This is a genomic window from Paenibacillus sp. J5, from assembly GCF_054955055.1.
Genome location: NZ_JBUEDD010000013.1, coordinates 106,557 through 123,194, shown reverse-complemented (window position 1 = coordinate 123,194; position 16,638 = coordinate 106,557). Strand labels below are relative to the sequence as shown.

The 16,638-nt window shown below is 54.9% G+C and carries 15 protein-coding genes; 9 read left to right on the top strand and 6 right to left on the bottom strand.

Annotated features, from left to right (window positions below):
* Positions 1-2: 2 nt before the first annotated feature.
* The 7 genes from ACY1JZ_RS22070 (at position 3) to ACY1JZ_RS22040 (ending at position 8,579) form a co-directional block, all read left to right on the top strand.
* The gene (locus tag ACY1JZ_RS22070) at positions 3-2,516 is read left to right on the top strand and encodes an amino acid adenylation domain-containing protein (protein ID WP_462630948.1); all 2,514 of its coding nucleotides are present in this window, start codon (positions 3-5) and stop codon (positions 2,514-2,516) included.
* An 81-nt stretch (positions 2,517-2,597) separates the two neighbouring features.
* The gene (locus ACY1JZ_RS22065) at positions 2,598-3,581 is read left to right on the top strand and encodes an ABC transporter ATP-binding protein (RefSeq protein WP_462630947.1); all 984 of its coding nucleotides are present in this window, start codon (positions 2,598-2,600) and stop codon (positions 3,579-3,581) included.
* Complete coding sequence (locus ACY1JZ_RS22060; protein ID WP_462630946.1) at positions 3,578-4,387, top strand: ABC transporter permease; 810 nt, start codon at positions 3,578-3,580, stop codon at positions 4,385-4,387. The genes ACY1JZ_RS22065 and ACY1JZ_RS22060 overlap by 4 nt, the downstream gene beginning before the upstream one ends.
* 5 nt (positions 4,388-4,392) lie before the next feature.
* Positions 4,393-5,208 (top strand): ABC transporter permease, encoded by an 816-nt coding sequence (locus ACY1JZ_RS22055; protein ID WP_462630945.1) that lies wholly within the window; start codon positions 4,393-4,395, stop codon positions 5,206-5,208.
* A gap of 44 nt (positions 5,209-5,252) precedes the next feature.
* Positions 5,253-6,830 carry a beta-sandwich domain-containing protein gene (locus ACY1JZ_RS22050; protein WP_462630944.1) on the top strand — a complete coding sequence of 526 codons (1,578 nt, stop codon included), beginning with the start codon at positions 5,253-5,255 and terminating at the stop codon, positions 6,828-6,830.
* 152 nt (positions 6,831-6,982) lie between these two features.
* Entirely contained in the window at positions 6,983-7,669 is a 687-nt protein-coding gene (locus ACY1JZ_RS22045; protein ID WP_462630943.1) for a YczE/YyaS/YitT family protein, read from the top strand.
* Positions 7,670-7,814: 145 nt separating this feature from the next.
* A complete protein-coding gene (locus ACY1JZ_RS22040; protein ID WP_462630942.1) occupies positions 7,815-8,579 on the top strand; it encodes a carbohydrate deacetylase in 765 nt (254 codons plus the stop codon).
* A 144-nt stretch (positions 8,580-8,723) separates the two neighbouring features.
* Here the strand turns inward: ACY1JZ_RS22040 and ACY1JZ_RS22035 are convergent, their stop codons facing one another.
* Positions 8,724-9,479, bottom strand: a complete 756-nt coding sequence (locus ACY1JZ_RS22035) for an SDR family NAD(P)-dependent oxidoreductase (protein ID WP_462630941.1) — start codon at positions 9,477-9,479, stop codon at positions 8,724-8,726.
* Between the two features lie 28 nt (positions 9,480-9,507).
* Positions 9,508-10,092, bottom strand: coding sequence for a TetR/AcrR family transcriptional regulator (locus tag ACY1JZ_RS22030; RefSeq protein WP_462631009.1), 585 nt, complete (start codon positions 10,090-10,092; stop codon positions 9,508-9,510).
* 244 nt (positions 10,093-10,336) lie between these two features.
* Between ACY1JZ_RS22030 and ACY1JZ_RS22025 the strand changes: the two genes are divergently transcribed.
* Positions 10,337-11,125 carry a divergent polysaccharide deacetylase family protein gene (locus ACY1JZ_RS22025; protein ID WP_462630940.1) on the top strand — a complete coding sequence of 263 codons (789 nt, stop codon included), beginning with the start codon at positions 10,337-10,339 and terminating at the stop codon, positions 11,123-11,125.
* Here ACY1JZ_RS22025 and ACY1JZ_RS22020 read toward each other — a convergent pair.
* On the bottom strand, positions 11,093-11,857 hold the full coding sequence (locus tag ACY1JZ_RS22020) for an N-acetylmuramoyl-L-alanine amidase family protein (protein ID WP_462630939.1): 765 nt from the start codon (positions 11,855-11,857) through the stop codon (positions 11,093-11,095). The two genes, ACY1JZ_RS22025 and ACY1JZ_RS22020, sit on opposite strands and share 33 nt — an antisense overlap.
* Before the next feature lie 248 nt (positions 11,858-12,105).
* Between ACY1JZ_RS22020 and ACY1JZ_RS22015 the strand changes: the two genes are divergently transcribed.
* Complete coding sequence (locus ACY1JZ_RS22015) at positions 12,106-12,300, top strand: YqzE family protein (protein WP_462630938.1); 195 nt, start codon at positions 12,106-12,108, stop codon at positions 12,298-12,300.
* Positions 12,301-12,380: 80 nt separating this feature from the next.
* On the opposite strand, the gene ACY1JZ_RS22010 is transcribed toward ACY1JZ_RS22015, so the two are convergent.
* From ACY1JZ_RS22010 to ACY1JZ_RS22000, 3 genes are all read right to left on the bottom strand, one after another.
* On the bottom strand, positions 12,381-13,337 hold the full coding sequence (locus ACY1JZ_RS22010; protein ID WP_462630937.1) for a hypothetical protein: 957 nt from the start codon (positions 13,335-13,337) through the stop codon (positions 12,381-12,383).
* Positions 13,338-13,550: 213 nt separating this feature from the next.
* Positions 13,551-14,564, bottom strand: coding sequence for a YqhG family protein (locus tag ACY1JZ_RS22005; RefSeq protein ID WP_462630936.1), 1,014 nt, complete (start codon positions 14,562-14,564; stop codon positions 13,551-13,553).
* Positions 14,561-16,360 (bottom strand): DEAD/DEAH box helicase, encoded by a 1,800-nt coding sequence (locus ACY1JZ_RS22000; protein ID WP_462631008.1) that lies wholly within the window; start codon positions 16,358-16,360, stop codon positions 14,561-14,563. The genes ACY1JZ_RS22005 and ACY1JZ_RS22000 overlap by 4 nt, the downstream gene beginning before the upstream one ends.
* Positions 16,361-16,638: the final 278 nt, after the last annotated feature.

The following is a 16,638-nucleotide window of genomic DNA, read 5'->3' as shown; positions in this document are numbered from 1 at the left end:
CGATGAGCATGCAGCAATGGAACATGCATGAAGCGCAAGCTTTCGCCCAGATATGGAGGCAAGGAACCGAGGGCATCCAGGGAAGAACTTCACTTCCATTAAACAGTGTCCAGCATCGCGTATGCAGGACGTTTGAGACCGAGGATTTCGCGCTGGAGCCGCAAGCAAGGCTGCTGCAGTCGGACCGAGCCTTATGCTGTACGGCGCTTGCTATTACATTGTGGAAATACAACTGGGGACTGGAGGAGATCGTATTCGGCCTTCAGTTAAGAGGAACGGTCTACCCGCTCCGGGTGACGATCAAGCCGGGCATGACGGTTGAGGAGGTACAAGCGCAAATAGCGGAGATGCTGGAAGGGTATGACGAGTTCGCCGCTTATGCGATGAGCCATGTCATGGGGTGCAAGAATACGCTCGCTGACCTGTACAGTGCGATTGACTGCACACTGTCCTTCGAGGAGCCGCAAGAGCGCCACCGCTTTATGTTGCAGCTTCGCCCGGACGATACGGGAGCAGGCGGCATACGGGCGACATACGGTGTGGAGCAACTGACTGCGGCGACCGTGGAGCGGCTTGTAGGCCACTATGCTCAAGTGCTCAGCCAAGCAACTGCCTACCCGCAGCGGACGGTGGCAGAGGTTGATCTCCTCATGCCTATGGAGCGTGAACAACTGCTGCGGCACTTCAATCCCCCTTACGTCGAGGCTGATCCTGAGGCGGTGCCTGTTCAACTGCTGTTCGAGCGTCAAGTGGCCCAGACGCCGCATCATACGGCTGTCATCTTCCACGGCGTGCCGCTCACCTATGAGGAAGTGAACCGCCGGGCCAATCGGCTGGCTCATTACTTGAGACAACGCGGGGTTCAGCCCGAGGATAAGGTGGGTATCATGCTGGAGCGGTCGCATGACATGATTATTGGCGTACTCGGCATATTGAAGGCAGGTGGAGCCTATGTGCCGATTGACCCGGCATTCCCGCAGGAGCGCTGCGCGTATATGCTGCGCAACAGCGGAGCGGTGATGGCCATCAGCGAGCAGAGCTGCTGCGGCAAGCTGGAGCAACTGACGACAGTTATTCGGCTCGATGATGCAGCGATAGCGCAATGCAGCTCCGACAATCCGGCGATCGTTAATCATGCCCGCCAGCTTGCCTATGTGATCTACACCTCGGGTTCCACTGGCACACCGAAGGGGGTGATGGTCGAGCATAGCCAAATCTATAGCTTGCTGGATTGGATGCAGGGAGAATTCCGCCTGCAGGCAGGCGAATGGTCGGTTCATCGAACGAATCTGACCTTTGACCCTTCCGTATGGGAGATGCTGTGGCCTCTGTGTACCGGAGGCACCGTACTGCTGCTGACGAAGGAGCAGGGGATGGATGCCCATTATCTGCTGTCGCTCATGAAGGAGAATGAGCGGATCAAAATGCTGTTCCTTCCGTCCTCCCTGGTCAAAACGATTCTCTATCTGCTGGAGAACCAGGAGCGGGACGCAACAATCACGATGCCTCTCTACCATTTTGGTGCAGAACCGATCAGCATGGAGGTGCTGAAGAAAAGCTACGCTTATCTGAATGGCCGAATCATCAATACGTATGGCCCTACGGAATGCACGGTTTTTAATACCTTTTATTATGTCGATCGGGATGACCCGCGGGACATTGTGCCGATTGGCAAGCCGATCCGCAATAACGCGCTCTATGTCCTGTCGCCGGAGCTTGAGCTGATGCCGATCAGGGCGGTGGGAGAAATCTGCATTGCCGGCAGCAACGTATCCCGGGGCTATATCCATGACAGTGAACGGACGGCGGAGAAATTCGTGGCTAACCCGTTCGGCTCAGGTCGTCTCTATCGTACAGGCGATCTGGGTCGCTGGCTGGAGGATGGCAATATCGAGATTATCGGCCGAGCGGACAATCAGGTCAAAATTAGAGGACGCCGCATAGAACCGAGCGAGATTGAGCTGGCCTTTATTCGTTATGAAGGGATTCACGATTGCAAGGTGCTGGTGAACGGGGAGGAGGAGTCGAAGCAGCTTGTGGCCTATGTGGTCTTAAATGAGGGAGCGGCTCTGTCCGGGCTGCAGCTTCATCTGGGGCGAGAGCTGCCGGAGTATCTCATTCCATCCGTGATCCGCATCCTGCCCCGCATACCGCTGACGGTCAACGGCAAGGTCGACTATGCAGCCTTGGCAGCGATAGATAAGCAGGATGCAACGGAGCACGAGGACAGGCCAAGCGCGGAGCAAGAGGTCGAGGAGCTAGGTGTCATCTGGTTCGTCATCCAGACGCTTGCCGCCCTCCTGAAGCTGGAGAGGCCGATCCGTAAGGATCAGAGCTTAACGGAGCTGGGGATGAACTCCTTGACCTTCGCCCGCATGATGGCCGAGATCGCATGCGAGTATCCCTTTGACGTCGACGGGGTGGATGCTACATACGATAAGTTCAGCACACCTAACGATGTGGTGAGCTATATTATGCGCCGTATGCAGCAGGAGAGGGAGAGGACTGCGATCTAGCGCAGCCCTCTCCATAGTGGCTTGGGCTTAGCGTAGTGCAGGAGCAGCTATTCATGCGTCTTCCCTGAGGAGTGATAATCGATGTCGATCCTGGTTCAGCATCTGACCAAGCATTATGAATACTACGAGAAGGAGGTAGGATTAAGGCATTCGCTTAAGAATTTGTTCCATCGCCACAAGCTGATCAAGGAAGCGGTAAAGGGGATATCCTTCGAGATTGCCCCTGGTGAGATCGTCGGGTTTCTCGGTCCGAACGGGGCAGGCAAGACGACCGCACTCAAGATGCTCTCTGGCATCCTGCATCCGACGGCAGGGGATGCTTCGGTTCTGGGCTTCCGGCCGTGGGAGCGCAAGAAAGCCTTCAAGCGGCAAATCTCGATTGTAATGGGGCAAAAAAATCAACTATGGTGGGATCTTCCGGCCAACGAATCGCTATATTTGAACAAATGCATCTATGAGCTGGATGACAGGGCATACGCGGACACGCTGGACGAGCTGGTTACCTTGCTGGATGTCAAGGAGCAGCTAAAGGTGCAGCTAAGACGACTATCGCTGGGAGAACGCATGAAGATGGAGCTTGTCGCAGCGCTTATCCATCAACCCAAGGTGATTTTGCTCGATGAACCCACGATTGGCCTGGATGTGCTCTCACAGCAGAGCATTCGTCATTTTCTCAAGCAATATAACCGGGAGAAGCAGGCGACGATCCTGCTGACGAGCCACTATATGCAAGATATTCAGGCGCTGTGCGACCGAACGCTGGTAATTAACCATGGCAGCCTCGTCTATGACGGCCCGCTTACTCACATCCGTCATGCCGACCGCCATATCAAACGGATTACACTGCAGCTCTACGATGCGGTGGAGCCGCATGTGCTGGAGCAATTCGGCAGGCTGACGGTGCACAAGGGGCTTCAGGCTACGCTTGAGGTGCCAGGAGACGAGCTGAAGCGTGTATCGTTGCTGCTGCTGGAGCAGCTTCCTGTCGTTGATTTTACTGTAGAGGAGCCGCCGATCGAGGACGGAATTGCCGAATTGTTCAAGAGGGTGGCGGTGGTGCGGTGAATATACTGGGGAAATACGGGTACGCCTTCCTGCTGGGCTTCAAGCGAACGATGGAGTATCGGCTGAGCTTCTTCCTGAGCATCCTGAGCTGTCTGTTTCCGATGGTCATTCAATATTACCTGTGGACATCGATGTATGCTCACTCCACCGATCTGATGATCTTTGGCTATTCGTACCGACAGATGATCCTGTATGTGCTGCTGGCGAGTCTATTAACGCTAGTGGTCAGCGCCGGGTTCGAGTGGGAGATCGCCAGCGATATTAAGGAAGGCGGATTGAATGCGGTACTGGTGCGACCCTTACATTATTTCCTATACCGGATTAGCAGCTTTCTGGGCGGTAAACTGCTGCAGGTGCTGCTCAGCCTCGCGATGATTGCCGCACTGCTGATGGTGTATCCGTCGATCGCCGGTCAGATGTGGCAGCTAAGGGATATTGCCTGGTTTGCTGCTGCCTTGCTCAACGGCGTGGTTATGAACATGTTGATCTTCTATTGCTTGAGTATGCTGGCCTTCTGGATTTCGGAGGTGTGGGGTGTATTTGCCGGGTTTGGCGTAGTAAGCAGTCTGTTCAGCGGGGGAGTGTTCCCGATCGAAGTGTTTGGGGTCGTGGTGAATCGGCTGCTCGATTATCTGCCCTTCAAATACATCGTGTATTTCCCGGTCAATGTGCTGACCTTTCGCGTGACGGGTACGGCCGTGCTGGAAGGCATCGCGATACAGCTCGGCTGGATGGCGCTGCTGGCATTACTGGCTCAGGTCATATGGCGAATCGGTACGAAAAAGTACGTCTCTATTGGAGGGTAGGCGGCATGGTCAAGCGAGTGGCACGTACCGTCCGAAAATATAGTAAGCTTTACTTGCTTTTTGTGAAAAATTGCATCCTGGCCGAAATGGAGTACCGGGCGAACTTCTGGATGGGCATCGGGGTGGAGTGCTCCTGGCTGATCTCCAAGCTGTTGTATGCGTTGGTTTTTTTTCAAAGCGGCATCGACATCTACGGTTTCTCGCCTGATGCGATGCTGGTCTTCATCGGCATGCATACCGTGATGACCGGCATTCTGATCAGCTTCTTCTGGCCCAACTTCGGCCGCATGACCGAGTATGTCCGCACCGGCACCCTGGATGTGCTCATTACGAAGCCTGTGTCCCTGCAATTCATCGTTACACTGCGGCATTTCAGCTTCGGCACACTGATTCCCAATGTGATTGGGGGACTCGTCATGATTGCAACCGGTCTGATCAGGCTGCGGCTGGACATCGGCTGGCGGGAGATAGGCGCATTTGCGATCTTCGTGGCATTAAGCACAGCGATTAGCTACGGGTTGTTTTTGTTGCCGAATCTGTTGACGTTCAAGGTGGTGGAGATGGGGCCAATCAATATGATGATGAGCCAGATGCAGGAGATGAATAATGTACCGATGATTGTTTATTCCAAGTGGCTGCAATTTGCCGGGATCTACCTGTTCCCGCTCTTTGCCATATCGAATATATTCCCGTTGTTCGTGCTGCAGCAAGCCGATCCTGGCATGCTCGCTGCGGCGTTCCTGTCTCCGGTAGTGCTGCTGCTCGCTATCCGATGGCTATGGGGTCGAGCGATTCAAAGCTATGCCAGCGCCAGCAGCTAGCGTATGGAATGAAGCCGCCAAGCGGCTAATGAAGGAAGGGATTGATGATGCAAGCCGTTCATGATGTCAAGCCGATCCGCACGACCGGTCTGGATTGCCTGGAATGTCTGATTGCTACGATGGCGGAGCATTGGGGGCGTGGTTACCAGCTCATGTTTTTGCAGCATCATACATTCGATTACATCCGTAGTGAAGAACACCCGCTCGCCCGCAATCTGATCTGCAGCCCGCTCCGCTCCTTTGATAATCTCCTCACGTACCACGGCATTGCGTTTGAACGCTTCATCGGCTTCACCGGGGAGACGGCACTGGCGCATATCTATGATCAGGTGGAGCGGGGGACATGTCTCATTGTCGAATTGCTCGCTGCATCCATCCCGTGGGATGTTCATTATGAATCGAATCATATGACGGATACCCATGCTGTGCTGGTTATTGGCGTTGATCGTCAAGGTGAACGAGTGCTCTGTACGGACAGCTTCTATGAACAATACCGCGTGGAACTGCCTGCAGAGTGTATCAGAAAGGGCTATGTGATGCATGCAGCCATCCGACTGGCAGGTGATGAGACTTCTGGCCTGGACGATGTGACCGAGACGCTGCTGATACAGTTGTTCCGTACAGACGTGCAACGCAGGGGCGAGGCGATTCACCAGTTGGCTGAGGATATTGCTAGCCGGGATATGGAAGTTGAGGTCGGGGCCGAACCGGAGCAATCGGAGTTCGTTCAGACCTTGTTTCGGATCAGCAAGCTGTACAAGCAGCTAGGGCTGATTGCAGGGCAGCTTCAGGCTGCAAGGAGCGGGATTGGGGGGCATACATGGAGCGAATGCCTGGACATTATCGGCAATCGTTGGGGAATTGTCGCAGCCATGATGATGAAGCTGGCGTGTGCGCCGAAGGATGCCAAGCTGATCAGCGCTGTGGTGCAGCGCTTGAAGCAGATTGCCGAGCTGGAGCAGGAAATGGCCGTAGCGCTGGCGGATTCGGGCCGGAGTCAGCCAGATACCATCCCGTACAGCAAGCATGGAGCGGTGGAGATCGGGGATTATGCACAATTTGTGAATGTAGAACTGGACGCTTACTACAACAACCACGGATTTTACAAGGATGCCGATACACGAGCCGCCCGATTGGCCTGCGATGGTTCATTTGCCCTGGATGACGGGACGTTATTCGGTCGTACACTTGCGGTAGGGCGGATGAAGTTCAAGCTGCCGAGGCTGCGGCCTGATAAGGATGACAATCTGTCTTGCCAGGGGCAAGTGGTTCCGATTCAGCCGGGCAAGTACAGCGCAATCTGCCTTCTCGCCTGCAGTGAATGGGGGCATGCGACAGAGCCGCTGATGGTTATCGACGAAGACGGACAGCTCCATTCTGTCATGATGCAGTTCACCGATTGGTATGAGCATGATCCCCAGTATGGCGAGCAGGCCGCTTGGAGAGGCAAGCTGGGTAGATGGGCCGAGGACGGAACCATCTGCAAGGGGGATAGCATGCATACGATCTATGCTGATTGCTATCCGTTAGAGTTGTCTGGAGCCATCATTGGTCTGCAGCTACCGTATTGCCCGAATCTCCATCTGTTCGCCATATCGTTGATCCGGCTTCAGGAGCGATAGCAAGGAGGAGTAGCCAGGGCGTGGAGGCCAACCTGCATAAGGAGAGTATTACTGTCTTTTCGCTCCCTGCGGAGTTTGCAAGCACACCCTGGAAGCAATAAGCAAGTAGGCAAGTAGGCAAGACCAAAATCCATTAAAGCGGGTGATGGAATATGGACAGGCATAGACTGGGCTGGAGCAAACAACAACTGCTGTTGTATTTGTCCGGCTGCCTCATTTTCTCTCTAGGTGCGAAATGCTTCATCGACTCCAGGTTGGGGACAGATCCGCTGGATGTGCTGGTGCTGGGGATCGTCAGGCATACCGGCTGGACGATCGGGATCATATCCGGCCTGCTGGCGATTGCATTCCTTGTCTTGTGGTCGGTATGGAACCGGAAGCTTCCCCCGATTACTCCGTTCATCACGATGTTTCTCATTGGCAGCTTAATTGATCTATGGAATTATGTCAGTCTGGAGACCATGACCTATTCGCTGATAAAGTCGGCATACCTGATCATGCTGATCGGACTATTGCTAGCTGCTTACGGCTCCGCGCTGATCATCATGAGCGGGATTGGTATCCGCACGATGGATCTGGTGGCGATTACGATGGTTGAGAAATGGGGCTGGAAATTTTTCTATGCGAAGATGCTGTTTGAAGTGTTGTTTGTCCTCTCAGGCTGGCTGCTAGGCGGCCCGGTGGGTATTGGTACCCTCTGCTTCGTTGCGCTGGTTGGACCGGGGCTGGTACTGTTCATGTCATGGAACGAGAAGGTATTCGGCTGGACGAATTATGGCCTGGGTCGTCAGCGCCGATACCATCTAAGTCAAGGTGCCCATGCGCCCTCCGTTTCCTGACGTGATGCTCCAATAACGCTTGCCTGCCACATCTGGCGAAGGAGCGGCAGTCACAGTACCCGAAAAAAACGGCGATTGTACCTGACGGTCATCCTCCTATTCGAATATAGTGCAGGAGTTGCTTGCTTGGAGAGGAGAAGTTTGGATGCGTTATGTCATTATTAATGCAGATGATTTCGGCCTGTCACCAGCCGTCAACCATGGGATCGTGCAGGCGCATCGGTCGGGGGGAGTGACGAGCACCTCCTTGATGGTGAACATGCCAGGGTTCGAGGATGCGCTGCACCTGGCGGCATCTGTGCCTGGATTATCGATCGGCTTGCATTTTAATCTCACCTATGGCCGTCCGGTCTCCCCCCCGGAGCAAGTGGCATCACTCATCGGGGCAGATGGTCTGTTCCATCGCTCTCAGCCGATTGAGCTATGGCATCCGCTGCATGTCGAACGGGAGCTGTCTGCACAATGGCGGCGTATGACGGATGCGGGCCTGCGGCCGACGCATCTGGATTCGCATCATCTGCTGCATCAGATGCATCGCATGATCTACCGTGTCATGGTGGACAAAGCTTGTCGCGAGGGTGTGCCACTGCGGCGATCACAGATTGACCATGGACTGCCTTCCCGGTCTGATCTGCTCATGACGGGGGGGATCCTGCTCGATACGTATGGAGATGATGGAGCTGCTGCCCGGTTGCACACTTATTTGCGTGAGCTTGCTCCAGGCTGCACGGAGATTGCCTGCCATCCGGGTTATGTCGATGCTGCGCTATGTACGGTGTCTGACTGGACGGAGCTGCGCGAGCGGGAGCTGTCCGTCTTCGCTGATCCTGAGCTGCCGGCCGCAATGAGCCAATTAGGCATTCATCCCATCAGCTATCGCGTCTGGAGAATGGAGCACGCCATCATGTAGCTGCACGGGAGCAGCGCTAGCGCCAGCAGGCCGCCAGATAAGCTGCTGGAAGCACAGGAAGCAAGCCGACTAGCGATTGAGCGGTTAGCTCCCTGTGTCTGCTTCTTCATCTCTGCCCGGCTATGGCAGCGATCGGGTACTAGCTTATATTGCTAGTTGTTCCACAACAGGCTCGCTACCGAATGGCTCGCTATAGAGCAGTCTGATCAAGCGTTCGGCTGTCGCTTCCGCCGTCTGAAGCTGTCCCTGCCTGGCGAGCTCGATGAATTGATCGACATAAGGGAATTGCTCGGGCGAAGCGGCCCTAATCTCCGCTTGCATCTGTGTATCGATCATTCCAGGGTAGACGGAAGCCACCTTAACGGGGTGCGTCTGTCCGGCTTGTTCTTGTGCCATGCTCCGCGAGAAGGTATCCACCCCGGACTTGGCTACGCTGTAGCAGCTCTGGGAGGGAAGCACATATTTCGCAGAAGCAGAAGAAATATTCAGGATGCGCTTGTCCACTGCCAGCTTGCCGGCATGGCGGATGAAGGCCGAGGTCAGCACCATCGGTGCAAGCAGGTTGACGGCTATATTATGTGTTATATCGTCTACTGTGGCATCAGCAATCGGCAGCACCGGAGACAGTTGCCCCGCATTGTTTATGAGATAGAGTGCCGTAAGATGATCTGTGGCTGCCGCTTCCGCAAACAGTCCGTCTGCCAGTTGCTGCAGACCATGCACGTCCGACAGGTTGTGCTGATGGTTCGTCAACATGCATCCTCGCTGGCGGGCAGCTTCCGTCAGACGGGAGTTACCCGTTCTGGAGATGCAGTGCAGCGAGTTGCCAGGCTGGAGCAACTGCATAGCGAGCTGTTCTCCGATGCCTCTGGATGTGCCTGTAATGATGATCATCTTCATAGGATGATTCCCTCCTGTAATGGCGGTGCTACTCCGCATCGTGATCCCTTAATTTTGCAGCTTCAATAACGACGCTATTGACCATTTCCCTCCACAATCCACGGTAATCCAGCTCCAATTGCAGCATCCTCGAGCGGGACAGGTTGTCAATCATCATCGCCAGTATGGCGGCCTTATGATGAATGTCCCCGGATACGATAACACCAAGCTCTGCGCCATGCCGCAGCAGCCGTTCAAACCCTCCCACAAATTCCTGCTGCATCCCCGCAAGACGCAGACGGTATTCGTCATCGCGCTGCGCAAGCATCATAAATTCATTCAGCACTCGCAAGGTTGCATAGTGAGTCCCGCCGTCTTGCGCTGGAAGCATCCGCAGGCCGCCCTCATACAACATTAAGGCCCAATCCTCCTTGGTCTCGGGAAGCTCTGGAAAGTAAGCGCTGAAATGATGGGTGCTGAATAGCTGTTCGTAGATTCGGTTAATGAGCAGCTCTTTCGTAGCAAAATGATAGTAAATGGACGGCTTGGTGATGCCAACCTGCTTGGCGATCATGCCAAGGCTTGTATTGTCGATCCCGTGCCTTGCGAATAGCTCAAAAGCAGCATCAACAATTTGTCCAGCCGTTAGGTCTCTTTTTTTCAGTGGAAGTCACCTCTCTAGCAGGATAGTCAAAGGGAACCTTGCGGCTCCAGCTTGCTGATCGCTAGTATACAAAAACAACGAGTCTAATGTCAATAATTTAACTACCGATCGTTAAAAAATAGAGATAATTATATTTTATTTTTACATAATTTCCAATATAAAGACAGATGATAAAGAGAAATACGACTGAGTGGAACGAAGGGGGCGCTGTGAAATGAATAGTGGGTGTCGGTGGATGAAGAAGCTGGGGACGGGAGGCTTGCTCCTGGCGTTACTGCTATGGGCGACGGCTGCGGATCAGCCGGACAAGCAGATCGCCATCGTAATTGATGATTTTGGCAATGGCATGAGTGGTACGGAGGAAATGCTCAAGCTGCAAATTCCGTTCACAGCGGCAGTTATGCCATTCATGCCAACGACGAAGAGGGATGCTGAGGCAGCCTTCAAGCGCGGGCTGGATGTCATCGTCCATATGCCGATGGAGCCGAACCGCGGGAAGAAGGAGTGGCTCGGTCCCGGCGCAATTACAGCGGATCTCAGTGATGAGGAGGTTCGCAAACGGGTTGAAGCAGCGATCGATGATGTGCCGCATGCTGCCGGGATGAATAACCATATGGGCTCCAAAATTACGGCAGATGAACGCATCATGCGTATCGTGCTCACGGTATGCAAGGAGCGGGGCCTGTTCTTTCTGGATAGCCGCACGACGCCGAAGTCGGTCATCCCGGAGCTGGCTGCTGATCTCGATGTTCCGGTCGTTGTCAACCATCTATTCTTGGATGATGTGTACTCGACGAGCCATATTGCCGGACAGATGGGCAAGCTGAAGCGGAAGCTGCAGGATCATGTTTCGGTCATCGCGATCGGACATGTCGGACCTCCTGGTCTGAAGACATCTGCTGTGCTGCGCGGCTCGATCGCTGAATTGAGCAAGCAGGCCCGCTTCGTCCGCGTGAGCGAGCTGCTGCCCTCATCCGCCCACGATAATCAGATACTTCCTTAACCCGCTAGCGATCGCTTCGGCAATCTGGGCCTGTCCCTCTCTATGGGTCATCATCGCGCGATCCTGCGGGTTGCTGATGAAGCCCATCTCGATAATAACCGCCGGCACCTCAACGCGGCGCAACAGGTAGAAGGGCTTGCCTAGCTCGGGAAGACGCAGCGTCTGTTGCTGATCATTGAGTGCCTCTTGAATAAGCGAGGCCAGCAGCGCGCTTCCGCCTTCCTCCTGATGCAGCACCAGCGGCCCGCGCTTCTTGGGAGTGCGTCCCCAGTTCACATGCAGGCTCACCATCGCTTGCAGCTCAATCTCCCGTGAGAGCTGCAGCCGCTGGGACAGATCCCGCAAATGGCGAGAGCGTGCGCCATGCCAGCGGTTATCGTCGCTAAGCGCATAGTCCCCGTTGCGATTCATCGCTGTGCGAATGCCTTGGGAATTCAGGCGAAGATAGAGCTGTCTGGCAACCGCCAGATTAATATCCTTCTCTAATATATCCTGATGGCTTGTCCCGCCGTCGATGCCGCCATGTCCGACATCAATCAGCACTTGGGGCGCAGGCAGTTGCTGGTCAAAATGGGGGGTAGCTTGCTGAACTGCCCGGCTCGTGGCCGCACTGCTCGCATCCGCCTGTGTAGAAGCTGTCAGCAGCACTGCTGCACAGGTGGCCGCAGCAACGAGCTGCTTCATCTTGCTGCGGCAGGTACATAATAGGCTGCTGTTGGGGTGAATTCTCATGGCTATAGCCTCCTCGCGTAACGAACATCTTGATGTTGGAATAGCTATAGAATATGCAATTTGCACGCCATCATTCACGGACGGCAGAACTGAGGGGTCTTAGGAAGTGTCTTCCACGTTCCGCAGGGGGCAGATGGGAAGAGCGGATTTTCGTTCCATGCTGCGGTTGAGGGAGCGAATGCCCGGTGCTTGGCTTGGCTATACTATACCCAACAGTACAAGCCAGGGCGAACAGGGAGGTGAGGGGCATGGCGGATGGATCGGAATGGGTCAAGTATGTTACAGAACGGGTGGTGACGTATATCGAGACACCCAAGGAAGAGCGCAAGCAAAGCCGGCAGGAGGCCAAGCAACTGCGAGAGCCATGGCTTACACGCTGGTTCGGGCTGGCACCCCTGGGCGTGAAGGTCTGGTGGGACAGCAGGCGCAGGAGGCGAAGTTGAGCAGTCAAGCGATGCAGGCCAAGGCAAGGGCCGTTTCTCTGTCCAGCAGACAGAGGAACGGCCCTTGCTAGGCTCGCTGTTCATCCAAGTAAGTAGAAGCTTCCTTGGATCATATATTGCTGAGCCGGAATATATCGCAGCCCATTATGGTCTGCTGCGATATAGAGCGCCCCGGATTCCCAGCGGTGATAGCCCCGGATGCTCCAGACATAGCGCAGCGCATTGTCCCACGGCTCGGCACTGTAGATGAGCTGCTGCTTTCCTTGTCCGATTGTCCTCGTCAGTTGCTCCTTGTTGTCTTTCAACGGGGGCTGGGTAAGCCATGGGAAGCTTGCATAGGGATCAAACGCAGCGAGCAGCTTGCTATCTTGGATGCGCCCGGAGTTGGTGCTGTTGGCTGCCTCCTTGCCGGCGGTGGCCGCAAGTGGACAAGGCGCCTTGTCCGGGTTATCCAGATTGCCGGGCAGGCTGGCTTCATAAGGGAGTTGTTCGCCTGTCATCCCGTCAAAGAAGAGGGCTGGCCCGCCCGAGGCCAGCGACACCTTCCATACTGCGTGCAGCGGACCATAATAGATCGGCTGCGCTGTATAGTCTTCCGTCGGTGTCAGGCTTGCTGTTAGATGATGAGGAGTAGGAGTATCCGTTATCAGTTCATACTGCACCAAAGCACGATGCAGTGTCGATGCAGAAAATAGTGGCGATTCGCCAAGACCATATTCCCCTAATACGTAACCACCGTCCTGACGGGCGTGAATGACCATATAGCCGACGGGTTGTCCGTGCTTCATCAGAAGAGCCAGCCAGCTATGGGTGCCTGGCCCGAGGGGGGAGACCTCCACAGTGGCCTCATGCCACTCCTCGAATAACTCCTGCTTGGCAATTGCTTCCTTCCATACATTGACCTGCTGCTGCAGCGTTTGGGCGTCTGATGAAGCGAGGGGGCTTGCGGCAGCTTGCATATCGCTGCTCTGTACAGCGCCGCTCATCATGAAGACCCATACTGCTATGGCAATATACATGGACCATTTCTTCAACATGGCTTGTCTCCTTTGGCAGCACAATCCGGCAACTCCGGCACCTGCTGCGTATTAGGCGGCGGACAGCGTTGTTTACTCTGTTCGCCTGTCCTGTGCGGACTACAGACATTGTATCAAGAGGCAGGAGGTAAAAGGTGTTGGAATGTGTCGCGGTTATGCCCAGCCGCGACGTTCTATTTTTGACGGCTTGGTTCGAACGCCGTCTGATTCCTGCTACTCGATCCCCTGCAAATGAAAGATACCGCAGTTAATGGCGGTTGCCGTCACTCTTGGACGATACTGCCAATCAATCTCTGCCTTGCGGCTATCATATTGTCTTGTTATCTCTGCCTTATGCTCCTCGTCAGCCGATTGGAGCAGCTTGTCATAGTAATGGCTGACAATCTTTTGCTCCTCGTCAAGCCGCTGCTGTGCTTCCTCCGCCCACCTGTAGCACTGTGCCTTCAGCTTGCGCTCCAGTGTCATCTCCACAATATGAATGGCCTTGTTCAGCGTAATACCAGCGGGAGCAATATGCACGTTGGACGGCAGCCGCGGCGTCATCTTCAGGCTGCTGAGCTGCTCATGAAACAACTCGCGGCAATGACCAGTGGCAAGCGAGACACCAAAGGAATACAGCTCCTCGCGTTTGCGGTCGCATTGGAACTCCACCTTCAGGTTCACCCCCAGCCAAGGGGTATAGGGCGTCGATTGAAACGGGCTGCGCGAGCGGGTATCCGGCTCCTGGAATAGATAGACATAGCTTCCACGACTCTGAACCGCATCGAACAGTTGCAGCAGCCGCTTGGAACCGAAGTGGACATCATCTCGCGGAAGGCGGGACGTCGAGAGCAACTGGGAGGGCACGATCCCGTAGGAGCGAGCCAATGCCGAGTTGACCGCCGCTTGCACAGACGCGCCTGGAGAGAGGGGAGGCGTCCCGGTAACGGTACCGGCTGTACGCGGCGTGCTTCCACTTGCCTGGGCATTGTCCGTGGACACGGCGGCGTCTGCTGCCTGCTGCGACAGCTCATACTTCTCCTTATCTGTTACGAGCAGGAACGACATCGTCTCCGGCTCGGCTCCTGTGCGATCGACAAAGCTCCAGTAATAGGGGCGATTCGTCAGCATCCGGTCCGCCTCGGGCGACAGCTTGACTACAAAGTGGGCCGGTGATTTCTCGATAATATGGCAGCCGGTCGATTCCAGATATTGCTGAACAAATCGGTGTACCTGCTTCTGATTCATGGCCGCACCTCCACTTCCTGACTCACTCGGTTCAGCAGCGCTCCAATCGCCGCCTGTGCCTTAACCTTGTCCGTTGTATCCTCCATCATTTCCAGGGGAGGTTTGCCGCGAAGCTCGCCGAGCGAGGAGCCAAGCTGGTCGAAGCGTGCCTTCAGCTCCGTGCTGCCCGCGGATTCCAGCATCATCTTGGCAATGGTTTTCTCCAGCGGCTGCTCCTCTTTCTCGAAGCGCTCCAGAATATGATCCAGCTCGCCGATGACCAGCTCGAATAGATTGATTTTTTCATGCAGCAGGTTCACAATGTATTCCTCGATCGTTCCGATCGTACACAGATTGTATATCTTCACATCCTCGGTCTGTCCAAGCCGATGTACCCTGCCGATGCGCTGCTCGACGCGCATTGGATTCCAGGGCAGATCAAAGTTGATCATGTGATGGCAAAATTGCAGGTTAATGCCTTCGCCGCCGGCCTCCGTGGCAATCAGCACCTGTGCGCGTCCGCGGAACAGATCCATCATCCAGTCCTTTTTGCCCCGGTTCATGCCGCCCCGGTAGGGGACAGCGATCAGGTTATGACTGCGGAAGAACTGGAGCAGATATTCCTGAGTCGCCCGATACTCGGTGAACAGGATGACCTTCTCATTCATCTGCTTAATGAGCTCCAGCGCTTTCTCGGCCTTCGTATTCGCGGTAATCTGCTTAATCTGATCCACCAGCTCCCAAATTTTCGGACGAAGCGGCGAATCCTCAGCAGTCTTCTTGAACAGGTTGACCAGAGTCAGAAATACGGCATCCCGGCTGCTGCACACCTCGCGCTGCAGCGTCACCAGCGACAGCATGCTGGTCAGATCGCCCCCGCTGCGGTCATATTGCTCCTTCACAAAGCCGGTGACCCCGTTATAGAGCGCCATCTCCTCGGGGGAGAGCTGGATCGGAATATTTTTCACAATTCGCTTCGTGAAATGTATGCCGCCATCGCCCCGGCGATTACGAATCATCACCGTAGACAAGGCCTCGTGCAGTTGCTCCTCATTCTTGGGCATGCGCTTATCGACGACAAAGTTGGCGGCGAATTCGCTCTGTCCGCCGAGCTGACCTGGCTTGAGCAGCGTAATGAGGTTATACAGCTCGTCCAGATTGTTCTGTACGGGTGTGGCGGTCAGCAGCAGGCAATATTTCTTGCGAAGCTGGGTGACGAACTGATAATTGGTTGTTTTCTTGTTTTTGAGCTTATGTGCTTCATCGATAACGAGCATGTCAAAATCGCTGTTCAGCAGCAATTCACGATGAGGCTCGCGCTTGGCAGTATCGATGGAGGCGACGACAACATCATAATGCCACATATGCGTCTTCTTCTGAGCGACCGCAGCGATGCCGAATTTCTGGTTCAGCTCGCGCACCCATTGCAGCACCAGTGAAGCCGGGACAAGGATCAGAGCTCTCTTCACCAGCCCGCGCACCATGTATTCCTTCAGCACCAGTCCAGCCTCTATGGTTTTGCCGAGACCGACCTCATCGGCCAGGATGGCGCGCCCGCCCATCTCATGCACGACCTTGCCAGCAGTAGATAGCTGATGGGGCATCGGCTGGAGCGCAGGGAGGCTGCGCAGACATTGCATCTCATCGAAGGTTGCAATCGCTTGCGCCTCCTGTGCTTCAACGGCCAGCTTAAATAGTGTCCAATCGTCCCAGGGGCCGTTGCGACTGATGCGGGATTGCAGCTCCTGCTGCCATGAGCGGTCAAATTGATAATCGACGAGCGGGTGTAGCTTGCAGCCTGCAGCTTGCTGCGACATTTCGTTAGCCTGCGGGGGGCGGCTGTTGATGTGCTCTGCCATACAAAGCTCCTTTCCAGTACAAGGAATCAGATAGATTTAGTATGGCCCGATTAGGGAAGATTCATAAGGTGGCGAGATGGCGAAATAAAACGCAGCACAAACAGAAGGCGCGTCAACAGGGAATAAGGGCGGTCTCGTACAGGTTCAGGGAAGGTTAAGTGCAGGCGCTCGTATACAGAGTGGCAGCTTGCGTGTTCTGTGTTCGTGCGTGGGGGAGGAAAGAAAACAGATGGGTT